Source organism: Mesorhizobium sp. M1428, assembly GCF_040317515.1.
Taxonomy (GTDB): domain Bacteria; phylum Pseudomonadota; class Alphaproteobacteria; order Rhizobiales; family Rhizobiaceae; genus Mesorhizobium.
On the sequence record NZ_JAMYKT010000007.1, the window covers coordinates 167,061 to 183,044 of the forward strand.

Sequence of the window (15,984 nt, forward strand, 5' to 3'; positions counted from 1 at the left end):
TTAGTAGCATAGCTGCCGGCACAAAGCAAGAACAAAGTTGCCTGTCAGCGTTGAATGTTGGCGAAAACCAAAGGCGAAATCCGATCTCCCCCCTTGCGGGGGAGATGTCCGGCAGGACAGAGGGGGGTGGGACGGATCTCCAACGTCGAATCGTGCAACCTGCAAAATAGCCAGAGGATGTGCCCGCGCATTGCTGGAGAGGTCGGAGGGACAGCACCCCCCTTCTGGCCTGCCGGCCATCTCCCCCGCAAGGGGGGAGATCGGCAGTTCCGCCGGCCTGAACCCTCGCCTTCCCATTAATGTCAGTAGACTCGACCCCGCCAAGCGCGTTTCCTAGGTCTACCCCACGCCTCGGAGAACGGCCATGCACAACACCCGCCGAACCCTAATCGCCGTCAGCCTTTCCCTCACCCTGACCTTCGTACCGTTCCTCGCCTTTGCCGCCTCGCCGCAGCCGGCGAAGGGCGAGCACGGCATGGTGGTGAGCGCCCAGCATCTGGCCTCGGAAGTCGGCGTCGAGGTGCTGAAGAAGGGCGGCAATGCCGTCGATGCCGCGGTCGCCGTCGGCTATGCGCTGGCCGTTGTCTATCCGACCGCCGGCAATATCGGCGGTGGCGGCTTCATGACCATCCGCTTCAAGGACGGTCGCTCGACCTTCCTCGATTTTCGCGAGCGCGCACCGTTGGCCGCGACCAAAACCATGTATCTCGACAAGGACGGCAAGCCGGTGAAGGGCGCCAGTCTCGACGGCTATCTGGCGGTCGGCGTGCCGGGCTCGGTTGCCGGTTTCGAGATGGCGCGGGAGAAATACGGCACGCTGTCTCGGCAGGACTTGCTGGCGCCGGCAATCCGCTTTGCCAAAGAAGGTTTCGTGCTGGAGCAGGGCGATGCGGCCTCGCTCCGGGGCGGCGCGGAGCGGTTGGCGAGGGACCCAGCGGCGGCAGCCATTTTCCTCAAGCCGGACGGCAAGCCTTATGCTGTCGGCGAGCGCCTCGTTCAGCCCGATCTCGCGGCTTCGCTTGGCGCCATTTCCGAGCGCGGTGCGGATGCCTTCTACAAAGGCGCGACCGCCGACGCCATCGTCAAGGCGAGCGGCGAGAAGGGCGGCATTCTGGCCAGGGCCGATTTCGAAAACTACGTGGTTCGTGAGCTCAAGCCGGCGACCTGCAATTATCGCGGCTACGAGATCATTTCCTCGCCGCCGCCGAGCTCCGGCGGCATCATCATCTGCGAGATCCTCAACGTGCTTGAGCTCTATCCGCTGTCCTATCTCGGCGCCGGTTCGGCCGAGACGGTTCACGTTATGGTCGAGGCGATGCGCCACGCCTATGTCGACCGGAATTCGGCGCTCGGCGATCCCGGTTTCGTCGACAACCCGGTCGCAAAACTGCTCGACAAGAATTACGCCAGGGAAATCCGCGAAAAGATCGATCCGTTCCGGGCCGGCGTCTCGCAGGAATTGATGCCGAAGGGCTTTGGCGAGAGCAGCGAGACGACGCATTATTCGATCATCGACAATGATGGCAACGCTGTCGCGGTAACCTACACGCTGAACGGCTCTTTCGGTGCCGGCGTTGTCGCCGCCGGCACCGGCATTCTGCTCAACAACGAGATGGACGATTTCACCCAGAAACCCGGAGTGCCTAATCTCTATGGCCTGGTCCAGGGCGAGGCGAACGCGATCGCGCCGAAAAAGACGCCGCTGTCGTCGATGAGCCCGACCATCCTCGCCAAAGACGGCAAGCCGTTCATGGTCATCGGCAGCCCCGGCGGTTCACGCATCATCACCATCACGCTGGAGGCGATCGTCAACGTCGTCGACCACGGCATGAACATCCAGGAGGCCATCGACGCACCGCGCGTCCATCACCAATGGTTGCCCGACACGGTCTATATCGAACCTTTCGGCCTGTCGCCCGATACCGAAAAGCTGCTCACCGGCATGGGCTACCACCTCGATCTTGCCGACACGACCTGGGGCCAGGCGGCCGGCATCCTGGTCGGCGGCAAGAGCCTGGCGGAAATCGAGAAGGGTGGCGGCGCCCGCTACAATGGCGCCATCGACAGCCGCGCCGCATCCGGCAAGGCTATCGGGTATTAGGCCCAAAAAGTGGGGACCGGTTTACGGATAAGATCATGGTCGACAAGAAGATTACGCTCTGAATCAGGTGACCAGCGCGATCGTCGACGCTATCAGCATCAGTGCCGCGATGCCGACGAATAGCGCGTAGATGCGCGGCCGGTCGAGCAGAAGCGCATTGCCGGATATCCATGCCGCTGTGGCGCCGCCAAGCGCGAAAAAGAAGGTGCTGCGGCGCCCGAAGCTCAAGCCGGCAGCCATCAGGCCACCGATGATCAGGGCGCCGAACACGATGATCACGGCGACTGCGTATTTTTCGAAATCGTTGCTGCCGGCGCTCGGGCCGATTGCGTTCAACCTCGACAGATCGTCCGGATCGAACGGGCTGGTCGACCCATATTCGTCTTGACCGACAGGCTCATGCATTATTCGTTCTCCGCAAACCGACAGCAAATCATCAAGCCTCGCCGAGCGCAACCGCTCGCCGAATGTGATCGGCACGGTGTTCAACACTTTCTGGCGGCGGCTTGCCAGAGATTTTTGAATTCGCGCTTGGATCGCCGTCCCGCTGCGCGGCCTGGTCAAGCGCTTTGCTCGAGCTGAATCTTCATGCCGCCCTGGCCAAAGACTGCGTTGCCTGAACGGAAGCCCCAAGCACCGCCTGTGCGGTGTCGGCCTGCCTTTCATCGACATGCGCCAGCACCAGGATCACACCTTGTGCGGCATCCGGCTTGCCTGGCTGCTTGCCGATATCGGACAATGTGCCGAAAAGTCTGCCGACAACGCAGCCCAAGGCTGCACCGACGAGGGCCGATGCCAGCCATCCCGCGCCGAGGGGATCGATGCCGGGAATATTAAAGGCGCCTAGGCCGGCCAACAAACCCGCCGCCGCGCCAAGGGCGGCACCGGTGCCTGGACCGCGCAAGACGGCGCCGATTTCGTCGTCGTAGGGCCCGATGATGCTGATCTGGTGGCGCGCAATTCCTGCCGCCTGAAGTGCTTCGACGGCTCGCGCCGCCTGGTCATGGAAATCAAAAAGTCTGCTGATTGTTCGCATTGAAACTGCCTGTGAGGCCCCCCGGCCCTCAATAGTACGGCAGGTTCCTGCTGAGCGAGGACGCCGAGGAACCCTTGACGCATACATCGCCCGCCGCTCATTTCTGAGCGGCGGGCGATGGCTGCCCGAAGCTTTCACGTCACTCGATGATCTTGACGATCTTGCGCGTGCCTGGGTCGACGACGACGGTGCGGTTGTCGACGACGACATAGCGGTATTTGACGTTGGGGACTTCATGAAGCTCGACAGTATCGGGAAGCGTTGAGCCGATATTGAGCTCCACCCCAGGGATTTTCACCGAGGCCAGCGGCTGCTTCTTCACATACTCCTTGATGACCGTTTCCTGCTGCGGTTCGATGACAACGTCTTGCGCCGCGGCGGCACCGACGCCTGCCAGCAGCAACAATCCTGCCACCGCGGTGGAAAGATGCATTCTCATGGGTCGTCTCCTTTGCGAACTCGGTCCGCTCTTCACGCCAAGGCTCCCTCGAACGGAAGGCAGCTGAAAACGTTCCGTCGACGGGGCTTCGGTCCCGCCCGGCAGGGACCAATCGACGTGTTGCCGCAGGACCTAAGTCTGATCCTTGTGCGCAAAGGGTGGGTTTGCCGCGTGACCCGGAACCGCCGCGGCGCCTAGCCGTTGCTGGCTGCACGTTCCGGGAGGATTCCATGGAAAAAGTCGACGGTTGCTCGCACCGATCTTGGCTGTTTCCATTCCGATCGAACCCGGCATCTGCGCAGCCCTGTCCCTTCCTGCGCCGATAAGGGTTCGCCCGTCACTTTGTGGCGGGCGAACCCTTAAATTGCTGCGTGCACCAAAGTTGACCCCCTGAAGCGAAGAGAAGGGGCGAGGAGAACAGAAATGGCCGACGACAAGACCAAGCGAGACTTCAGCGATCGCAATCGCGTTTCGGCGGATGAGTATTACGAGGTCGAATATTTCGCGCGGAAAAATGGTGTTTCGCCCAGCCAGGTGAGCAAGCTGATCAAAAGGACCGGCGGCGACCGGATGATCCTCTCGCAGGCGGTGAAGGCATTGCGCGAGCGCAAGTGAGATGGCGGCCAAGCCAACGGTGGAGAGGCACTGATCGCGATTGGCCGAGATCGCGGCCAGCTATCGACAACGTGCCCGGATGCCGCCGCTTCGGCCAAGCGCAATGCCCCGCTACTTCTTCGATTCCGATGAAGACGGAATCGTCTATTCCGACGATCAGGGAACGTTATACGACGATGTCCCGCTGGTCAGGAAAGAAGCCCTTCGCACATTGGGCGAGATGGCCAGGGATGGCCTTCCTCATCGCAGGATTGCAGTCAAGGTCCGGGACGACTATGGCGGTCTGGTCCTTGACGTGGCCTTGACCTTTGCCGTCGAAACGCGGCACTTCGACGAGCGGATTTTCCAGATCGACTTGCGCACGAGCTGACGCCTCGATCGTCATCGCTCCGACCATGAGATTTCTGAAGCAGCCGGCATCTTCCCTAAACCGGAACATTAGAAGTCTCTGATTGTTATCCTAAGCAGCGGGAACCTCCCGGGTTTCAGCTGCAGATCGGGCTGCAACCCGGTCGGCCCGCGCCCTCCGCCAGAGGCGCGGGCTTCGTTTGTTTAGCCGATGCGCAACGCCGTCCGGCAGCAGCATATTGGAGACCTGCGGGAGCATTAGTAGCATCAGTCGCTACCGCGGCGCCCTGGCGCCCAGGCAACGGAGCCCGTCGTCCGACAGGGCGGCGGGCTTTTGACGCGGGTCGCTCCTCACTCAACCGTTGGAATTCTGGCCGGCGCCGCTTCGCGTGGCATGGGGTAAGGTGCCCTGACGCAGCGCCGGCCAAGCGGAAATCAGGTCCGCCGCAGCCAGATAGTAGCCGCGCTGGCGCAGCAGGTAATTGCGTGATCGCGGAAGCCGCACCATTGCAGAGCACTCCCAGCAGTTCGGCCTGTGCAGCGGCAGAACCGCGGCATTCATTCATTCTGACGATGCACCGGACGCCCGGACGGCGGAAATTGGACGCCGCGCTCGCGCTCAATTCAGCGATCGGCGGTGCCCCCTGCACATTCGGAAAGGCCATTCTATCCTTGTGGCGCCTGGATTCTTATCAGATCGTGGCAAGGATTGCCTTTCCGGCCGCGTTTGCCGGCGTTCTGCTGTTCGCCCTTTTGCCGGAGCGCCTCCTGCAGGGTCTTGGCCTGGCTTTCACGTTTGATTACGACAAGCTCAATCACGCCGCCGCCTTCGTCGTCCTTGCGGCTCTCGGAAGTCTCGGCTGGCCGGAACGCAAGGCGAAGCTGATTGTACTCCTCGTTCTCACCGGCGCGGCGATCGAGGGTCTTCAGGCCGTGCAACTGATAGGGCGCGACCCGGATCTGTTCGACTGGGTGGCCGACTGCGCGGGAATCGCGTGCGGGCTGACAATTGCAGGCTGGACAAAGCGGCTCGCCGGCGGATTGCCATAGCTCGAAAGCGCAGAATCGGCGCGCCCGTGCCCCAATAAGGGGAAAATGGCCGGCGCCACTTGGGGGGCGCGTTGGGGTAAGTTGCCTGATGGGGCGCCGGCCAGGCGGAAAAAATCAGGTCCGCCAGAAAATAACATAGCAGGAATGGCAAAGCGCGGCAGTAGCGTGATCGCGGAAGGTCCGCGTTCGCGCCTCCGGTGCGGTGACCCGTTTTGGATCAACAATTCTGGCACCTGAATTGCACTGTAGGCACTGCCGGTAACCCCGGCAACGTCCCCGAATATGGGGCCTCGCCGCTTCGCAAATGGGGCGGCGGGCCTTTTTTTGCAGGACGTTGAAAAGTAGGCCGATCAGCGGCTAGCCGATTACGGTGTGCTTGCCCGATTTTCCCTACCAAGTGCTTATTCTCACAAGAGAAATTCCAACGCGCGCAAGCATCGGTGCTTGACACAGGTTCTGACAACTGGATAAGTGGATACACAGATACGCTCTGATTGGACCCTGGACATGGCAGCTGACGCAATCGGGCCGTTGGGCATCACGACCGCCGAGGAGGAGGCTTATCGCCACATTCAGCGGGCCCTGAGGATGGGGCGTTATCGGGCCGGGGACCGGCTGATCCCAGAAGAGATCGCGACTGAAATCGGCATGAGCCGCATGCCGGTTCGCGAAGCATTCCGCCAGCTGGCCGCGGAAGGTCTTGTGGTCATTCGCCCGAACCGTGGCTGCATCGTCGCCGGGCTTACCCTCGATGAGATCTACGAAACATTTGAAATACGCTCGGCGCTCGAAGGGTTGGCGGTAAGGCTTGCCATGCCGCACATCGATGTCGAAGTGCTTGAAGAACTGGAACGCCAGCTCGACCGCATGGAGCGCGCCAGCCAGACCGGCAGCAGCGACTGGGTCGTGCGCCATCAGGCCTTCCATCTGCAGATTTGCCAATTGAGCAACAGACCCAAGCTGGTCCGGCAGATTGCCAGCCTGCACGTCGTGATCGAGCCCTACCTGCGCATCTGGTTCGACTATGTCGACAAGCCCGCCAGCGCGCGTGCCGAGCACGAGATCCTGATCGACGTGCTGCGGTCAGGTGATGCCGGCAAGGCAGAGATCGTCATGCGGGATCATATCGTCGAGACGGCACCGCTTCTGGCCAACTTCGCAAGTCCCGGCCGCCGCTAGGAAATATCATCTAACTCGTTGAAGCCGGAAGATAATCCGGCACGACGAAAGGGAACTGCCATACCGGCAAAAAGAGGAGAATGACATGAAAATTAGCCGCATCGCAGCCATTGCGTCGGTCCTGTTCGGCCTGGTCCAGGCCGCCGTTGCACAAGAAACACCAAAGGCAATTACCATTGCCACCGAAGGAGCCTACGCGCCCTGGAATTTCACAACAGCCGACGGCAAGCTGGACGGCTTCGAAGTCGATCTCGCCAATGATCTGTGCGGGCGAATGAAGATCGAGTGCAAGATCGTCGCACAGGACTGGGACGGCATGATCCCCGCGCTGACCGTCGGCAAGTTCGACGTGATCATGGCGAGCATGTTCATCACTGAAAAACGTTTGAAGGTCATCGACTTTACCCAGCCATATGCGGTGGATCCCTCAGGTTTCGCGGTCGCAAAGGATAGCGAACTGGGCAAGCTCGGCATTTCCAATGAGCGGTTCAAGCTGGACAATGAAGCCTCTGCGCAGGCGGCAATCGACAAGCTCAAGCCATTGCTGAAGGGAAAGATCATTGGCGTTCAGGCCGCAACGGCGAACCTGGAATTCGTGAAAAAATACTTCTCGGACGTCGCCGAGATTCGCGAATACAAGACCACCGAGCAACACGATCTCGATCTCGCCGCCGGTCGCATCGACGCGCTCTTCGCACAGCAGACAGCGCTGGCCGCCACGCTGAGCAAACCGGAGTTCAGCGACTATACGCTTGCAGGACCAGGATTTGTCGGGGGGCTCTTCGGTCTTGGCTCCGGTGCCGGTATCCGCAAAGAGGACACCAAGCTGAAAGACATGCTCAACGGCGCCATCGACGCCGCGATCGCAGATGGCACGATCAAAACCCTGTCGCTTAAATGGCTCAAGAGCGACGTCACTCCAGTCAAGTAGGCGCTTGTCGGCGAACGGCCATTCCTGACCACGTTCCGGAGCTGAGCCGTTCGCCCTGCCGGGGGTATCAATGGTTGACGCATTCCGGCTGCTTGGTTTCCAGCACGGAGGTTGGGGGGCTGCTCTTCTCGTGGCGGCCTCGGTTACAGTGCTTCTGTCTGTGCTGGGCTTTGCGCTTGGCACTGTATTCGGTGGGCTGGCAGCGGCCGGGCGTCTCCGCAACTCCAAGGTATTGAGGTTCTTGGCCCTTGGCTATTGCACCGTTTTCAGAGGCGTGCCCGACCTTCTGACCATTTATCTGCTTTACTATGGAGGAAGCGTCGCCCTGACCTCGCTTGGTCATAGCCTGGGCGGATCCGGATTCGTCGGCGTTCCGGCCTTTGCCACTGGAACCTTGGCTATCGCGATCATCTCGGGCGCCTATCAAGCCGAGGTCTATCGAGGGGCTTACCTCGCCATCGACCAGGGACAGCACGATGCCGCTTGCGCGCTTGGTCTCAACCGGCTGCAGCGGCTGCGACAGGTTATTTTTCCCCAGCTCCTGAGATACGCCCTGCCGGGTCTCGGCAATGTGTGGCAGTTGGTTCTGAAGGACTCGTCGCTGATATCGGTAATCGGCCTCGTTGAACTGATGCGCCAGGCACAGATCGCTGCAGGTTCGACCCGTGAACCGTTTATCTTCTACATTGCTGCAGCCTTGCTCTATCTGGCTATCGCTTCCGTCACCGGCCATGCCTTTTACCGTCTGGAACGAAAGGCGCCTTGGCGCGTCCGGTCGGCATGATAGATTTCGGTTTTTTCCTCGAGATCCTGCCGAAGCTCCTTGCCGGTCTGCCGCTTACGATGGAACTGGCCCTGACTTCCATTGTTGCCGGCTTCGTTCTTGCCGTCACATTGGCGCTTGCCCAGCAATCGGAATCGCCCTTCGTCGTTTTGCCGATCCGTGGCTTTGTTGCCATGTTCAGGGGCACGCCTCTGCTGGTGCAGATTTTTCTGACCTATTATGGCCTTGGTCAGTTCCGGCACCAACTGTCGGCAATTGGATTATGGGCCGTTTTCCGAGAACCCTACTGGTGCGCAATCATCGCCCTGACACTCAACACCACCGCCTATGGCAGCGAAATCCTCCGCGGCGCGATTCAATCGGTGCCACGCGGCCTTGTCGAGGCGGCCCGGTCTGTCGGCCTGTCCACCTGTCTGACTTATCGGCACGTTATCCTGCCGCTGGCCTTTCGCCAGGCGCTGCCGAGTTACGGCAATGAAATCATCCTGATGATCAAGGGCACGTCTCTGGCTTCCATCGTGACCTTGATGGAGGTGACTGGAATTGCGCAGGGATTGATCTCGCAGACCTACCGCGCCTTTGAAGTCTTCATCTGCGCGGGCGCCATTTATCTCACTTTGAACTTCGCGATCATCCGTGCCTTGGCGGCACTCGAATACTGGATGTCGCGGCATCTGCGGCACCGCCCCTCGACGATGAGCGACGCCGCCTCTTGAGCACGATCAGAAGGGCATAGCATGCGAAATTTTGAGAAACCAACGCGCTCGGTCGTCGTTTCACGCGAGGCCATGGCCGCCACCTCTCATCCGTCGGCAACCCTGACGGCGGTCGAGATCATGGCGGCCGGCGGCAACGCCATGGATGCCGCCATCGCAGCCTGCGCAGTGCAATGTGTCGTCGAGCCAGCCTCGACCGGCATTGGGGGCGACTGCTTCGCTCTCCTGTCGCGAAACGGATCCGGCGAGGTCATCGCCTACAACGGATCGGGCAGGACACCCGCGGCCCTCACAATTGACTGGTTCCTCGAACGTGGCATGGCCGAGGTGGCCCGCAATTCTCCTGGCTCCGTCACCATCCCGGGAGCGATCGATGCCTGGACCAGATTGCACGCTGATCATGGACACATGCCCTTCGATCAAATCCTGGCCCCCGCTATACGTTTCGCCGAGGAAGGCTACGCCATTTCACCGCGGGTCCATCGTGACTGGGCGTTGGAGGAAGAACTTCTGGCCTCCGATGTGACGGCGAAACGGATTTTCCTGCCAAACGGCCGCGCACCACGCGTTGGCGAAGTGCATCGCCAGCCTGAGTTGGCTGCAACGCTGCGGCTGATCGCCGAAAAAGGACGAGAGGCCTTCTACACTGGCCCTGTGGCCGAAGACATGGTCGCCTATCTTCGTGGGCTCGGCGGATTGCACGCACTCGAAGATTTCGCCTCGGCAACAGGCGAATACGTGACCCCGATCAGCACGGCGTTTCGAGGCTGCGATGTGTTCGAATGTCCGCCGAATGGCCAGGGTGTGATCGCGCTGCTCATTCTAAACATCCTCTCGCGTTTCCAAGCCAACGGCGACCCGCAATCCGCCGACCGGCTTCACCTGGAAATCGAAGCGACACGCCTCGCTTACGCCGCGCGTGACCTGCTCGTCGCCGATCCCGACGCGTCCGAGGTCCCGGTGGCCGACATGTTGTCGAATGCCTGGGCCGATCGTCTGGCCGGCATGATTGACCCAAAGCGCGCTCGCGCGGACCTGCCCGCGTTCGATATGCCGCTGCACAGCGACACGGTGTATATTTCCGTTGTCGACAAGGATCGCAATGCGGTCAGTTTCATCAACTCGGTCTTCGACAGCTTTGGCTCGGGCCTGGTCTCGCCACGCTCCGGTGTCGTCTTGCACAATCGCGGGCAAAGCTTTTCGCTTGACCCCAGGCACCCCAATGCAGTGGCGCCGAACAAGCGGCCTTTGCATACCATCATACCCGGGATGCTTGCGAGAAGCGGCCGGGCAGAAATGCCTTTCGGCGTTATGGGTGGCTACTACCAGGCAATGGGCCACGCGCACCTGCTGACGAAGGTGCTCGACTTCGGGATGGATCTGCAGGAGGCGATTGATCTGCCGCGGGTCGCCCCGGTCAGCGGCACCATGAAGGTCCAGGCCGAACACGGGCTCGCTGGCGAAACCGCGGCTGAACTTAGCCGGCGCGGTTTCGAAATCATTCCCGCCACGGACCCGATCGGCGGTGCGCAGGCCATTCGCATCGACTGGGCAAACGGGACCCTGCTGGGCGGTTCTGAACCGCGCAAAGACGGCTGCGCCCTCGGTCTGTAGAGCGGTTATGGCCAAAGCGGGATCCAAGATGCCGAAGACGTTCTTCATCGACATTTGGCCCGCGAGCAGGGGTCGCTGGCGCCATGGTCCAGATAATTCTTGCACGCCATCGACAATCCGATCGCCGATCGGCGCGAGGTTGTTACCTATGTCTCCGGGCCGTACAGGGAAAAATGGTGCCCAGAGGCGGATTCGAACCACCGACACGCGGATTTTCAGTCCGCTGTCGGTCATTGATATTGTTCAGATTTTAGGCCGAATGTCGCGTTTGTGTCGCGTCAAGCCAAAAGCGCCCGCTCGGCCTGAACTCGTTGCCCTGTTCAGCGCCCAAACGCGCGTGCCGTGGTGCCGACAGTCATTCAGATGGATGATGGTGTGGTTCGGCGCTCACAGTAAGCTTTGATCCCCAGGCGTTTTTAGAGACTTTCTGAGGTCCATGTATGGGCGCAAGCGGCGCGACGACGGAGGTGTTGGCGCAGGCGCCGGGGTCGGCGTCGTCGAGGCTCGCACGCCTGGAAGCCACCACGACCGACGTCGACCAACGGGCAACCGAGGGGCGCTCGATCGATCGGGAGATGGCACGGGCGACGAGCCAGTTCGATAGCGACAGGCGTGTCGACCAGCCGCAAGCGCAGGCGATCGAGAAGCAATTGCAAGTTCTCACGTCAACCGGCAACGCTGTCGCGGCTCAACAGACGGGACTGCACGCCATGGAAAGGCAATCTTCCGCCGCATCGCATCTCCTCCAAAACTTTTTGCGGCGTCGGCAGGATGCCAGCGAGCGGGGTCAACTCGGCCAGGCGGATGCCAGAGTATTTACGCTCGCCACACCGCCGGAGCGGGCGAGTTCGCTTCATCCGATCTTTCTGCTTCCTGTTCGGGAGATCCCTACATGATTATCGAGTTGTTCGGTCCGCCGGGCGCAGGCAAGACGACCCTTCTCCGCGCCCTTTGCCGTGAGCTGGCGAAACACGACATCCGTGTGAAGACCGTCAACGGCTATCGCCGGATTGATTTTGTCTCTTTCGGCAGCGAAGTCGATTCGGTCGAGGATGAAGGCCCGGAGACACGCCATGGCATCCAGCGTCTGGTGCACAAGCTCGCCACCGCGAGTCCGGTCTTGTTCTCGACCCCGCCGAGCGAGGGGGCCGCTGCGCGGCTTTTGGCATCGATCCCTCCAAAAAGTCGAATATGGGCATTGCGTCTGAAGGTCGACGTCGTTTTGCTCTTCGAAGCCTGGAATACGGCGCAGGCCTCAGAAGGGTACTTCATTTTCGAAGAGGGCATCGTTCAGGCGTTGTGTGCGCTCGTCCTGTTGGGACGAGATCAAAGTATCGACATGGTTCGTAATTGCCTGACGTTCCTGCCGCGACCGGATCTCCTCATTCAAGTCGACGCGCCCGGGGAAACGCTGCGCCACCGGCTCATTGAGCGGTATGCGCGGCAGCCATACCTAGAGCGCCTTCTCGAAGTCGGAGTGGTCAGGGGCCTGAAGCAAGCGGATATCGCGAGGGAGATCGGTCAATGCCTGCAAGACAAATGGCCGCTGATGCGTGTCGACGGCCTCGACCCACGCAATTTCGAACAGGTCGTCGCGCGCATCGTGGGGCACGGATTGCCCGCGACGGCATGCGTCGGGCCAGACTAGAGGCGCGAGTTGCATGGTGCTCACGGTGAGATCGTTGGTTGGCATTCGCAGATTTCTGCGGGCGCAGTGGCGACCGTTAGGGAGCGCCCATGAGAACCGTGCACCCGCTCGTCCGGATTACCGAGCAAGCCATCAGACGGTTGGGTACGGTGCCCATTACTCCGACACGTTCCGGTCCGGCTACTATGCAGCTCTGTGGTCGGGTATCGAAAAGCCTTTGGTCGAACGTACTCTCCTGCCTGTCGGCGGGCCGAACCGGAAATGCCTGGACTTCGCATGCGGCACAGGCCGCATAGCAAATATCGCCGCTCAATTTTTTGGTGAAGTCGTCGGCGTTGACATCTCCCAATCTATGCTGGCTAGCGCACGGGTTCCGAAGAACGTGAGATTGGTCCGCGCTGATCTTACGTTCTCTCCGCTTGTCGAAAGGTTCGACGTGGTCACGGCATTCAGATTCTTCCTCAATGCTGAAGATGAGCTCAGGAAGGATGCACTGTCGGCCATCAGCGCGCATTTGAACGAAGGTGGATTGCTAATCTCGAATATCCACATGAATGCGACCTCGCCAATAGGGCTGGTCTGCCGCATTCTGAACCGTTATGCAGGAGGGACAGTCCGCCACACTTTGAGCATTAAACGATACGAGCAGATGCTCATTGCAAATGGCTTTATTGTCGAGCGGATAGTTGGGTACGGTTTTTTGCCGCGACCCGGGAATTTGCTGCCAAGACTCTGCGAAATATTGATCGTGCCGTTTGAAAGGATCTGCGCAAGTGCCAGGATTCCGGCGGGGCTTGCGCAGAATTTCCTGGTGGTTGCCAGAAAGCGGTAAAGCCGGCGGGCACATGAAATTTGAAACCGAGCATTTGCCATGAGGCTGGTCTTTGTTGAAGCCATTGGCAGGAAAGTATCGAGTGTCGTTTTTGGCTGCGCTTCGCTTGGCTCAATCAGTTCGCAACGCGGCGCGACATGAAATGCCGTAAGTCGCCAAGTTGGCGACACCGCAAGCCATTAATTTTATATGAGGAAGTAGTGGTGCCCAGAGGCGGATTCGAACCACCGACACGCGGATTTTCAGTCCGCTGCTCTACCAACTGAGCTATCTGGGCCTGCTCCGGCACGCGGCAATCTGCACACCGGGTTCATGAAAGCGCCGTCGGCACCCCTTGAAAGCGCGTGGGTTATAGCACGGGAATTCGGCCTGTCCAGCGCTTAGAGCATGATCCCGAAAAGTGGAATCCGGTTTTCGGAAAAGACAAAACGCCAGACCCTGTTCCATCCGATCTATCCGGATGGGAACAGGGCCTGGACATTGATTTCAGGCGGGAAACGAGAGGCAGTCGGCAAGGCCGATCATCGGTCACGATCGCGGCCGCGAAACCGTCCCAAGCTTGTGGAAAACCGCAGGCGGACGGCGCTATTTCTGGTCGTCGTTGTCGTCCTCGTCGTCGCGACCCGGGATGACGTAGACCCCCTTCAGCCACCGGTTGAGGTCGATGTCCTTGCAGCGCTTCGAGCAGAACGGATAGGTTTCGCGCGCCGATGGCTTGCCGCATTCGGGGCAGGGCCGCTTGGGACGTAACGGCGTGACCTTGTCGTCCGGGCTCATAGCCGCGCACCCGACAGCCAGTTGGCGTGCACCTTGAACCCTTCCCCGCTCAAAAGCGCCACCGTCTCGTAGAGCGGTAGGCCGACGACGTTGGTGTAGGAGCCGACAAGCTTGACGACGAAGGCGCCGGCAAGCCCCTGGACGCCATAGCCGCCGGCCTTGCCGCGCCATTCTCCCGACGCGATGTAGGCCTCGATCTCCTCGCGCGGCAGCCGCTTGAAGCGGACCCTGGTCTCGACCAGCCGCAAGCGCTGCTTGCCGCCCGGCGTGATCAGGCAGATGCCCGAATAGACGCGGTGCGAACGGCCGGACAAAAGCCCGAGGCAGTTGGCGGCGTCGTCGCGCGTCTCGGCCTTGGGCAGGATGCGCCGCCCCACCGCAACCACCGTGTCGGCGGCCAGCACGAAGCTCGGCGCGTAGTCCGTCTCGGTCTTCAGCGAGGCCAGCGCCTTTTCGGCCTTCTGCGTCGCCAGGCGCTTGGCCAGCGAGCGCGGGTGTTCGGCGCGCAGCGGCGTCTCGTCGACATCGGCCGGCAACACACGGTCCGGCTCGATGCCGGCCTGCTGCAGCAGCTCGATCCGGCGCGGCGAACCCGAGGCAAGCACGAGCTTCTGCAAAATGCCCATCGCGATCCCGGCCGGGTCCTTGAACTTACTTGAAGCGGTAGGTGATGCGGCCCTTGGTCAGGTCGTAGGGCGTCATCTCGACCAGGACCTTGTCGCCGGTCAAAACGCGGATGCGGTTCTTGCGCATGCGGCCGGCCGTGTGGGCGATGATTTCATGTTCGTTTTCGAGCTTGACCCTGAACATCGCGTTGGGCAGCAGTTCCGTCACGACACCCGGAAACTCGAGGACTTCTTCCTTCGGCATTCGATACCTTTGCTTGGATGGGTACTTCCAGCGCCCCGGCCGGAAAGTTGCGCGGAACCTATATGATAAACGTCCGCTTGTGAACATGCTTAATCCGCGGCGTTTTCAGCCCCGTTGCCGAGAAAACGGCGGCCGATCCGCGCCTTCAGCCGCTCGCGTACGTCGCGGTAGGCGGCCATGATCTGCTCGCGCGTGCCGCTGACGCCGGTCGGGTCGGGCATCGGCCAATACTCGACCTCAACGGCCAGCGAGCGGGTGAGCTCGAGCGCGGTGTGGTGAGCTTCCGGCGCCAGCGTCACGATCAGATCGAAATAGTCGTCCTCGAGGTCGTCCATCGTTCTCGGGTGCCGTTCGCCAAGCGACAGCCCTTCTTCGGCCAGCACGGCATCGACGAACGGATCGCGTTCGCCGCCGCGCACTCCTGCCGAGGCGACGAAGGTGGTGGGCGGAAGCACCTTGCGCGCCAGCAATTCGGCCATCGGCGAGCGCACGGCGTTCATGCCGCAGACAAACAGGATCGAGCGGGGCAGGATCGGGCGGGGCAGCGGGGCAGCCAGTTCAGCCTCGCCAGTGCAGCACGCAAACCAGCGTGAACAGCCGGCGCGCCGTGTCGAAGTCAATCTCGATCTTGCCGGCAAGCCGGTCCATCAGCGTCTGCGAGCCTTCATTGTGCAGGCCGCGCCGGCCCATGTCGATCGCCTCGATGTGGCTGGGCGTCGCGGTGCGGATGGCATCGTAATAGCTTTCGCAGATCATGTAGTAGTCCTTGACGATCCGCCGAAGCGGCGTCAGCGACAGGATGTGGGTGACCACGGCGGCGCCGTCCTCTCGCGCCACCGCGAACACCAGCCGGGACTCGGCCAGCGACAGTTTCAGCCGGTACGGCCCGGCGCCGTCGTCATTGACCGGCTGGAAGCGGTTCTCCTCGATCAGGTCGAAGATCGCCACCGCCCGCTCATGCTCGACATCAGGCGTCGAGCGGCCGATCGTCTCGTCGAGCTCGACATCGATCAGCCTGGCGCGGGTTTGGTCGTAGTCGGACAT

The 15,984-nt window shown here is 61.1% G+C and carries 21 protein-coding genes and 1 tRNA gene; 12 read left to right on the plus strand and 10 right to left on the minus strand.

Annotation, left to right across the window (positions count from 1 at the left end; translation table 11 throughout):
• Window positions 1–364: 364 nt before the first annotated feature.
• Complete coding sequence (gene ggt, locus NKG60_RS12625; RefSeq protein ID WP_352664130.1) at window positions 365–2,101, plus strand: gamma-glutamyltransferase; 1,737 nt, start codon at window positions 365–367, stop codon at window positions 2,099–2,101.
• Between the two features lie 63 nt (window positions 2,102–2,164).
• Here the strand turns inward: ggt (NKG60_RS12625) and NKG60_RS12630 are convergent, their stop codons facing one another.
• The 3 genes from NKG60_RS12630 to NKG60_RS12640 all read right to left on the minus strand — a co-directional run bounded on the left by NKG60_RS12630 (window position 2,165) and on the right by NKG60_RS12640 (window position 3,576).
• Window positions 2,165–2,506 (minus strand): hypothetical protein, encoded by a 342-nt coding sequence (locus tag NKG60_RS12630; protein WP_292663955.1) that lies wholly within the window; start codon window positions 2,504–2,506, stop codon window positions 2,165–2,167.
• 181 nt (window positions 2,507–2,687) lie between these two features.
• Complete coding sequence (locus NKG60_RS12635) at window positions 2,688–3,137, minus strand: hypothetical protein (RefSeq protein ID WP_352664128.1); 450 nt, start codon at window positions 3,135–3,137, stop codon at window positions 2,688–2,690.
• 139 nt (window positions 3,138–3,276) lie between these two features.
• Window positions 3,277–3,576, minus strand: coding sequence for a DUF1236 domain-containing protein (locus NKG60_RS12640; protein WP_352664126.1), 300 nt, complete (start codon window positions 3,574–3,576; stop codon window positions 3,277–3,279).
• Between the two features lie 423 nt (window positions 3,577–3,999).
• Here NKG60_RS12640 and NKG60_RS12645 point away from each other — a divergent pair, with 423 nt between their 5' ends.
• Both NKG60_RS12645 and NKG60_RS12650 read left to right on the plus strand, forming a co-directional pair.
• Window positions 4,000–4,191 carry a DUF3606 domain-containing protein gene (locus NKG60_RS12645; protein ID WP_352664124.1) on the plus strand — a complete coding sequence of 64 codons (192 nt, stop codon included), beginning with the start codon at window positions 4,000–4,002 and terminating at the stop codon, window positions 4,189–4,191.
• A gap of 40 nt (window positions 4,192–4,231) precedes the next feature.
• Complete coding sequence (locus NKG60_RS12650; protein WP_352664122.1) at window positions 4,232–4,561, plus strand: DUF6894 family protein; 330 nt, start codon at window positions 4,232–4,234, stop codon at window positions 4,559–4,561.
• A gap of 333 nt (window positions 4,562–4,894) precedes the next feature.
• Here NKG60_RS12650 and NKG60_RS12655 read toward each other — a convergent pair whose 3' ends face one another.
• Window positions 4,895–5,047 carry a hypothetical protein gene (locus NKG60_RS12655; protein ID WP_352664120.1) on the minus strand — a complete coding sequence of 51 codons (153 nt, stop codon included), beginning with the start codon at window positions 5,045–5,047 and terminating at the stop codon, window positions 4,895–4,897.
• Window positions 5,048–5,139: 92 nt separating this feature from the next.
• Between NKG60_RS12655 and NKG60_RS12660 the strand changes: the two genes are divergently transcribed.
• The 9 genes from NKG60_RS12660 to NKG60_RS12700 all read left to right on the plus strand — a co-directional run bounded on the left by NKG60_RS12660 (window position 5,140) and on the right by NKG60_RS12700 (window position 13,293).
• A complete protein-coding gene (locus NKG60_RS12660) occupies window positions 5,140–5,589 on the plus strand; it encodes a VanZ family protein (protein ID WP_352664118.1) in 450 nt (149 codons plus the stop codon).
• Between the two features lie 531 nt (window positions 5,590–6,120).
• Window positions 6,121–6,768 (plus strand): GntR family transcriptional regulator, encoded by a 648-nt coding sequence (locus tag NKG60_RS12665; protein ID WP_352664116.1) that lies wholly within the window; start codon window positions 6,121–6,123, stop codon window positions 6,766–6,768.
• Window positions 6,769–6,853: 85 nt separating this feature from the next.
• Window positions 6,854–7,699, plus strand: coding sequence for a transporter substrate-binding domain-containing protein (locus tag NKG60_RS12670; RefSeq protein ID WP_352664114.1), 846 nt, complete (start codon window positions 6,854–6,856; stop codon window positions 7,697–7,699).
• 70 nt (window positions 7,700–7,769) lie between these two features.
• Entirely contained in the window at window positions 7,770–8,483 is a 714-nt protein-coding gene (locus NKG60_RS12675) for an ABC transporter permease (protein WP_352664112.1), read from the plus strand.
• On the plus strand, window positions 8,480–9,199 hold the full coding sequence (locus tag NKG60_RS12680) for an ABC transporter permease (protein WP_352664355.1): 720 nt from the start codon (window positions 8,480–8,482) through the stop codon (window positions 9,197–9,199). The genes NKG60_RS12675 and NKG60_RS12680 overlap by 4 nt, the downstream gene beginning before the upstream one ends.
• Before the next feature lie 21 nt (window positions 9,200–9,220).
• On the plus strand, window positions 9,221–10,813 hold the full coding sequence (gene ggt, locus NKG60_RS12685; RefSeq protein ID WP_352664110.1) for a gamma-glutamyltransferase: 1,593 nt from the start codon (window positions 9,221–9,223) through the stop codon (window positions 10,811–10,813).
• A 440-nt stretch (window positions 10,814–11,253) separates the two neighbouring features.
• Window positions 11,254–11,709 carry a hypothetical protein gene (locus NKG60_RS12690; protein ID WP_352866254.1) on the plus strand — a complete coding sequence of 152 codons (456 nt, stop codon included), beginning with the start codon at window positions 11,254–11,256 and terminating at the stop codon, window positions 11,707–11,709.
• Window positions 11,706–12,461, plus strand: a complete 756-nt coding sequence (locus tag NKG60_RS12695; RefSeq protein ID WP_352664106.1) for an AAA family ATPase — start codon at window positions 11,706–11,708, stop codon at window positions 12,459–12,461. The genes NKG60_RS12690 and NKG60_RS12695 overlap by 4 nt, the downstream gene beginning before the upstream one ends.
• 13 nt (window positions 12,462–12,474) lie before the next feature.
• Window positions 12,475–13,293, plus strand: a complete 819-nt coding sequence (locus tag NKG60_RS12700) for a class I SAM-dependent DNA methyltransferase (protein ID WP_352664104.1) — start codon at window positions 12,475–12,477, stop codon at window positions 13,291–13,293.
• Between the two features lie 201 nt (window positions 13,294–13,494).
• Here NKG60_RS12700 and NKG60_RS12705 read toward each other — a convergent pair.
• From NKG60_RS12705 to NKG60_RS12730, 6 genes are all read right to left on the minus strand, one after another.
• Window positions 13,495–13,570: transfer RNA gene (locus tag NKG60_RS12705), tRNA-Phe, on the minus strand.
• 308 nt (window positions 13,571–13,878) lie between these two features.
• Window positions 13,879–14,070: a DNA gyrase inhibitor YacG gene (gene yacG, locus NKG60_RS12710; RefSeq protein WP_352488273.1), complete on the minus strand. Its 192-nt coding sequence runs from the start codon at window positions 14,068–14,070 to the stop codon at window positions 13,879–13,881.
• Complete coding sequence (locus tag NKG60_RS12715; RefSeq protein WP_352664102.1) at window positions 14,067–14,696, minus strand: Maf-like protein; 630 nt, start codon at window positions 14,694–14,696, stop codon at window positions 14,067–14,069. The genes yacG and NKG60_RS12715 overlap by 4 nt, the downstream gene beginning before the upstream one ends.
• A gap of 25 nt (window positions 14,697–14,721) precedes the next feature.
• Window positions 14,722–14,940 (minus strand): translation initiation factor IF-1, encoded by a 219-nt coding sequence (infA, locus tag NKG60_RS12720; protein WP_006200926.1) that lies wholly within the window; start codon window positions 14,938–14,940, stop codon window positions 14,722–14,724.
• A gap of 89 nt (window positions 14,941–15,029) precedes the next feature.
• A complete protein-coding gene (locus NKG60_RS12725) occupies window positions 15,030–15,497 on the minus strand; it encodes an arsenate-mycothiol transferase ArsC (protein ID WP_292663983.1) in 468 nt (155 codons plus the stop codon).
• 1 nt (window position 15,498) lies between these two features.
• Window positions 15,499–15,984, minus strand: coding sequence for a UPF0262 family protein (locus tag NKG60_RS12730; RefSeq protein ID WP_292663977.1), 486 nt, complete (start codon window positions 15,982–15,984; stop codon window positions 15,499–15,501).

Excerpts from the sequence above, each read along its gene's own strand:
- ggt (WP_352664130.1), top strand. The coding sequence starts at position 365 with ATGCACAACACCCGCCGAACCCTAATCGCCGTCAGCCTTTCCCTCACC.
- NKG60_RS12630 (WP_292663955.1), bottom strand. The coding sequence starts at position 2,506 with ATGCATGAGCCTGTCGGTCAAGACGAATATGGGTCGACCAGCCCGTTC.
- NKG60_RS12635 (WP_352664128.1), bottom strand. The coding sequence starts at position 3,137 with ATGCGAACAATCAGCAGACTTTTTGATTTCCATGACCAGGCGGCGCGA.
- NKG60_RS12640 (WP_352664126.1), bottom strand. The coding sequence starts at position 3,576 with ATGAGAATGCATCTTTCCACCGCGGTGGCAGGATTGTTGCTGCTGGCA.
- NKG60_RS12645 (WP_352664124.1), top strand. The coding sequence starts at position 4,000 with ATGGCCGACGACAAGACCAAGCGAGACTTCAGCGATCGCAATCGCGTT.
- NKG60_RS12655 (WP_352664120.1), bottom strand. The coding sequence starts at position 5,047 with ATGGTGCGGCTTCCGCGATCACGCAATTACCTGCTGCGCCAGCGCGGC.
- NKG60_RS12670 (WP_352664114.1), top strand. The coding sequence starts at position 6,854 with ATGAAAATTAGCCGCATCGCAGCCATTGCGTCGGTCCTGTTCGGCCTG.
- NKG60_RS12675 (WP_352664112.1), top strand. The coding sequence starts at position 7,770 with ATGGTTGACGCATTCCGGCTGCTTGGTTTCCAGCACGGAGGTTGGGGG.
- NKG60_RS12680 (WP_352664355.1), top strand. The coding sequence starts at position 8,480 with ATGATAGATTTCGGTTTTTTCCTCGAGATCCTGCCGAAGCTCCTTGCC.
- ggt (WP_352664110.1), top strand. The coding sequence starts at position 9,221 with ATGCGAAATTTTGAGAAACCAACGCGCTCGGTCGTCGTTTCACGCGAG.
- NKG60_RS12690 (WP_352866254.1), top strand. The coding sequence starts at position 11,254 with ATGGGCGCAAGCGGCGCGACGACGGAGGTGTTGGCGCAGGCGCCGGGG.
- NKG60_RS12695 (WP_352664106.1), top strand. The coding sequence starts at position 11,706 with ATGATTATCGAGTTGTTCGGTCCGCCGGGCGCAGGCAAGACGACCCTT.
- NKG60_RS12700 (WP_352664104.1), top strand. The coding sequence starts at position 12,475 with ATGGTGCTCACGGTGAGATCGTTGGTTGGCATTCGCAGATTTCTGCGG.
- yacG (WP_352488273.1), bottom strand. The coding sequence starts at position 14,070 with ATGAGCCCGGACGACAAGGTCACGCCGTTACGTCCCAAGCGGCCCTGC.
- NKG60_RS12715 (WP_352664102.1), bottom strand. The coding sequence starts at position 14,696 with ATGGGCATTTTGCAGAAGCTCGTGCTTGCCTCGGGTTCGCCGCGCCGG.
- infA (WP_006200926.1), bottom strand. The coding sequence starts at position 14,940 with ATGCCGAAGGAAGAAGTCCTCGAGTTTCCGGGTGTCGTGACGGAACTG.
- NKG60_RS12730 (WP_292663977.1), bottom strand. The coding sequence starts at position 15,984 with ATGTCCGACTACGACCAAACCCGCGCCAGGCTGATCGATGTCGAGCTC.